Source organism: Micromonospora foliorum, assembly GCF_022229015.1.
Classification (GTDB): Bacteria; Actinomycetota; Actinomycetes; order Mycobacteriales; family Micromonosporaceae; genus Micromonospora; species Micromonospora foliorum.
Genome location: NZ_JAKKFF010000095.1, coordinates 1 through 4,582 on the forward strand (window position 1 = coordinate 1; position 4,582 = coordinate 4,582).

At 71.9% G+C, this 4,582-nt stretch carries 5 protein-coding genes; all 5 read left to right on the plus strand.

Annotation, left to right across the window (positions count from 1 at the left end; all coding sequences use genetic code 11):
* A partial coding sequence (locus PSH25_RS09105; protein ID WP_274527207.1) for a lysophospholipid acyltransferase family protein occupies positions 1-856 on the plus strand: 856 nt, incomplete at its 5' end.
* 126 nt (positions 857-982) lie between these two features.
* Positions 983-1,807: a DUF4097 family beta strand repeat-containing protein gene (locus PSH25_RS09110; RefSeq protein WP_238658586.1), complete on the plus strand. Its 825-nt coding sequence runs from the start codon at positions 983-985 to the stop codon at positions 1,805-1,807.
* Positions 1,804-2,415: a PadR family transcriptional regulator gene (locus tag PSH25_RS09115; RefSeq protein ID WP_238658587.1), complete on the plus strand. Its 612-nt coding sequence runs from the start codon at positions 1,804-1,806 to the stop codon at positions 2,413-2,415. The genes PSH25_RS09110 and PSH25_RS09115 overlap by 4 nt, the downstream gene beginning before the upstream one ends.
* 86 nt (positions 2,416-2,501) lie before the next feature.
* Positions 2,502-3,203 (plus strand): response regulator transcription factor, encoded by a 702-nt coding sequence (locus PSH25_RS09120; RefSeq protein ID WP_110561683.1) that lies wholly within the window; start codon positions 2,502-2,504, stop codon positions 3,201-3,203.
* The coding region (locus tag PSH25_RS09125; RefSeq protein ID WP_238658589.1) for a sensor histidine kinase at positions 3,200-4,582 on the plus strand (1,383 nt) is incomplete at its 3' end. The genes PSH25_RS09120 and PSH25_RS09125, both read left to right, overlap by 4 nt.

The following is a 4,582-nucleotide window of genomic DNA, read 5'->3' on the forward strand; positions in this document are numbered from 1 at the left end:
GGTGCCGGTGGCCCGCCGGGTGCTCCGGTTGGTCGCCGCGCTCGGCATGCTGCTGACCGGGATCGCCGTGGTGCTGCTGCTGCCCGTGCTGCCCACCCGGGAGCGGCAGGCGCTTGTCGGCGGCTGGGCACGGGGCACCGCCCGCGCCTTCGGCGTCCGCCTCGTGGTCAAGGGTCGGCTGCCCCGGCGGCGCGCGCTGCTGGTCGCCAACCACGTCTCCTGGCTGGACGTCCTCGCGGTGCTGGCGGTCGCGCCCACCCGGCTGGTGGCCAAGCGGGAGATCCGCTCCTGGCCGGTGGTCGGTCTGCTGGCCGCGGCGGCGGGCACGGTCTTCGTGGACCGTTCCCGGCCGCTGGCGCTGCCGACCACCGTCGGGCGGGTCGCCGACGCGCTGCGCGCCGGGCGCTCGGTGGCGGTCTTTCCGGAAGGTACGACGTGGTGCGCCGGGAACGGCGCCACCGACTGCCGCCCCGGCGGTGGTTTCCGGCCCGCGACGTTCCAGGCGGCCATCGACACGGGCAGCCCGGTGGTGCCACTACGACTCACCTATCGCAGCGAGGCCACCGGATCGACCACCACGGCAGCCGCCTTCCTCGGTGCGGACACCCTGCTGCGCTCGGTGGCACGGGTGGTCGCGGCACGGGAGTTGGTGGTCTCGGTGACGATCGGCGGCGCGCTGCACCCGGCCCGTGACGCCGATCGGCGGGTGCTGGCCCGAGCCGCCGAGTCGGCCGTACACCTGTTGCCGACGGCGGGTGCCGCGGCGCGGGCCCGGCTGCGGCCGGTGCCGACGGTGACTCCGGCCGTTCCCCTGCCGACGCCGGTTGACGGTCGGGGGCTGGACCTGGCGGCCTGAGGGGGAGCGACGCCGACCGCCGAGCCGGCGACCAACTCACGACCTGTCTTGTGGTGTCGCGATGTATCGCGTTACATTCTCCTCCTGATCGGCGTGCCTCCCGCGCGTCGTCGAGAGGGGGACGCCATGGCCGGATGGACGGTCGAGAGCCCGCAGCGGCTCACCCTGGACGCTCCGGTCATCCGGCTGGACGTTCGACTGATCAGTGGACGGCTCAACGTGGTCGCCACCGACGGGCCGACCCGGATCGACGTGACCCAGGTCGGCCGTCGACCGGTCCTGATCGACCACACCGACGGCCGGCTCAGCATCCGGCAGGAGCGCGGTCGGGGCTGGTCGGACGTCCTGCGATGGTTTCGGATGATCCACCGCTACCCACGGGTGGACGTCTCCGTCGCCGTGCCCGCCGACGTCCTCGCCGATCTGGGGCTGGTCGCGGGCTCGCTTGTCGCCTCCGGCCTGCGCCGGCAGACCGCGGTCCACGTCGTCGCCGGTCAGATCACCCTCATGGGGTTGCGCGGCAACACCTCCGCGAAAATCACGTCCGGGCCGGTGGAGGCGCTCGGCGTCCGCGGCGACCTCACCCTGGAGACGGTCTCCGGGGAGGTCATCCTCGCCGACAGCGCCGTCGACCGGGTGCGGGCGCAGACCGTCTCGGGCGCCATCACCTGCGACCTGGACAACCCCCGGCGCAGCGAGATCCGGTTGACCACCATCTCGGGCAGCATCACCGTCCGGGTCCGCGCGGACAGCGACCTCGCCGTCCAACTGAACACCGCCTCCGGCCGGATAACCAGCGGCTTCCCGCAGGTGCGCACGTCGACGTTCCCACTGCCCAGCAGCGAGGGGGTGCTCGGCGCCGGCGAAGGTAAGCTCTGGGCTTCCGCGACCTCGGGGAGCATCGCCCTGCTCGCCCGAGCCGTCGACGACGATGGGGAGGAGCTGCCGTGACCGCCGTGTTCAGCCACGGGCGGCTCCGGCTCTACCTGCTCAAGCTCCTCGACGACGGCCCGAAGCACGGGTACGAGCTGATCCGCCTGCTGGAGGACCGCTTCCTCGGGTTGTACGCGCCCAGCGCCGGCACCATCTACCCCCGGCTGCAACGGCTGGAGGTCGAGGGTCTGGTCAGCCACACCGCGGCCGGCGGCCGCAAGACGTACGACATCACCGACGCCGGCCGGGCGGAGCTGCGCCAACGCGCCAGCGAGTTGACCGCGCTGGAAACGGACATCGCGGCCTCCGTGGCGGACCTCTCCAGCCTGGCCGGCGAGATCCGCAGCGAGGTACGCGGATCGGTACGCGACCTCAAGCGGGAGCTGAGCGAGGCCACCCGGCAGACCCGGCGGACCCGGTGGGAGGCGCCCGCACCGCCGCCCCGACCGGCGTCGACCGCCGGGCCGCAGGCCGAGCTGCTCGACGAACTCGACAAGCGGCTGGCCGCGTTCACCGCCGAGGTGGGCCGGCTGATGCGCGCCCGTCAGTTCAGCGACACCCAGCTGCGTACCGCGATCCGACTGCTCGACGGCGCCCTCGACGGGCTGCGTCGCCTCCTGCGCTGAGCGCCGTCGCCGAGCGTCCGGCGACTCACAGCCTTTTTGCAGGAAGCGTCCAGCGCTGGCGCAGTGATGTCACCGATGATGGGCGCATGCCCGCTACCCAGACCGAGGCCCGACTGCTTGTCGTCGAGGACGACCCCAACATCCTCGAACTGCTCTCCGCGAGTCTGCGGTTCGCGGGCTTCGACGTGGCCACCGCGACAAGTGGGAGTGCGGCGCTGCACGCCGCCAAGGACCACCGGCCCGATCTGGTGGTGCTCGACGTGATGCTCCCCGACCTGGACGGCTTCGAGGTCATCCGGATGCTCCGCGAGGGCGGCACGCGTACCCCGGTGGTGTTCCTCACCGCCCGGGACGCCACCGACGACAAGATCCGTGGGCTCACCCTGGGCGGCGACGACTACGTCACCAAGCCGTTCAGCCTGGAGGAGCTAACCGCCCGGATCCGCGCCGTGCTGCGCCGCACCACGACCGGCGAGCAGGCCCCGTCCCGGCTCACCTTCGCCGACCTGGAGTTGGACGAGGAGACCCACGAGGTGCACCGGGCCGGCCAGCGCGTGCAGCTGTCGCCGACCGAGTTCAAGCTGCTGCGGTACCTGATGCTCAACGCCAACCGGGTGCTGTCCAAGGCGCAGATCCTCGACCACGTCTGGAACTACGACTTCCGTGGCGACGACAACATCGTCGAGTCCTACATCTCGTACCTGCGGCGCAAGGTCGACACCACCCAACCCCGGCTGATCCACACCCTCCGCGGCGTCGGGTACGTGCTGCGCAAGCCGGCGGCGTGAACGCGGTCCAGCAGGCAAAGGGACGGGTGCGCAGCGTTCCGCTGCGGATCAAGCTGGTCGCCTCGGTGCTCGCGCTCGTCTCCGGCGCCCTGGTGGTGATCAGCGTCTCGACCGCGTACTTCCTGCACAACTACCTGGTCGACCAGATCGACCTTGAGCTGCGCGAGTCGGCGGACCGGATCCAGTCCATCATGCCGTCGTCGAACGGCGTCTCGCTGCCCAGCGACTACGTGGTCGTGCTGACCAGCCCGACCACCGGCAAGGTGAGGGACTTCGCGTACGACACGTCCCGCTTCCGAACGGCCGATCTGCCGCCGTGGCCGAGCGACGCGGCCGGGTTCGAAGCGCAGGAGAAGGCCCAGGATGGCAAGCCACGCACCATCCGCGCCCGGGACAGCTCGGTGCGCTGGCGGATGTTCTACATCGAGCGGCCCGACGGCCAGATGGCGGCGATCGGCGAGCACCTGACCGATGTCGACCTCGCCGTGAAACGGCTGGCCTGGATCGACCTGCTGGTCGGTGGGTCGGTGCTGATCATGTTGGCCTCGGTCGGCGCGGCGATCGTCCGGACCAGCCTCAAACCGTTGGTGGAGATCGAACGCACCGCCGCCGCCATCGCCGGTGGTGACCTGACCCGCCGGGTGCCCGACCCGGAGGAGGGGCAGGAGTATCCGACTTCTGAGCTGGGCCGGCTCTCCCGGGCGCTGAACGCGATGCTCACCCAGATCGAGGCGGCGTTCACCGCCCGAGCCGCCTCGGAGACCTCGGCGCGTTGGGCGGAGAGCGCCGCCCGGGATGCCGCCGCCGCCGCTCAGGCGTCCGAGGCGCGGGCCATCCGCTCCGAGGAGCGGATGCGGCAGTTCGTCGCCGACGCCTCCCACGAGCTGCGTACGCCGCTCACCACCATTCGCGGCTTCGCCGAGCTGTACCGACAGGGTGCGGCCCGTGCGCCGGAGCAGACCGCCGGTCTGCTGCGCCGGATCGAGGACGAGGCGGCCCGGATGGGGCTGCTGGTGGAGGACCTGCTGCTGCTCGCCCGGTTGGACATGGAACGGCCGCTCTCGCTGACCCCGGTGGAGTTGCCGGTGCTCGCCTCCGACGCGGTGCAGGCCGCCCGGGCGATGGCACCGGACCGGCGGATCGAGCTGGAGATCGAGCCCGATTCCGGCCCGCTCGTCGTCTCCGCCGACGACGCGCGGTTGCGGCAGGTGATCGGCAACCTGGTCACCAACGCGCTCACCCACACCCCGGCGGAGGCCGAGATCCGGGTACGGCTGCGTGCCGAACCGGGTGGCTTCGCCGTCGTGGAGGTGGCCGACACCGGCCCCGGCCTCTCCGCGGAGCAGTCGGAACGGGTCTTCGAGCGGTTCTACCGGGCC

Bases quoted from the DNA above. Each gene is read 5' to 3' on its own strand.
- PSH25_RS09110 (WP_238658586.1), top strand. From the start codon at position 983: ATGGCCGGATGGACGGTCGAGAGCCCGCAGCGGCTCACCCTGGACGCT.
- PSH25_RS09120 (WP_110561683.1), top strand. From the start codon at position 2,502: ATGCCCGCTACCCAGACCGAGGCCCGACTGCTTGTCGTCGAGGACGAC.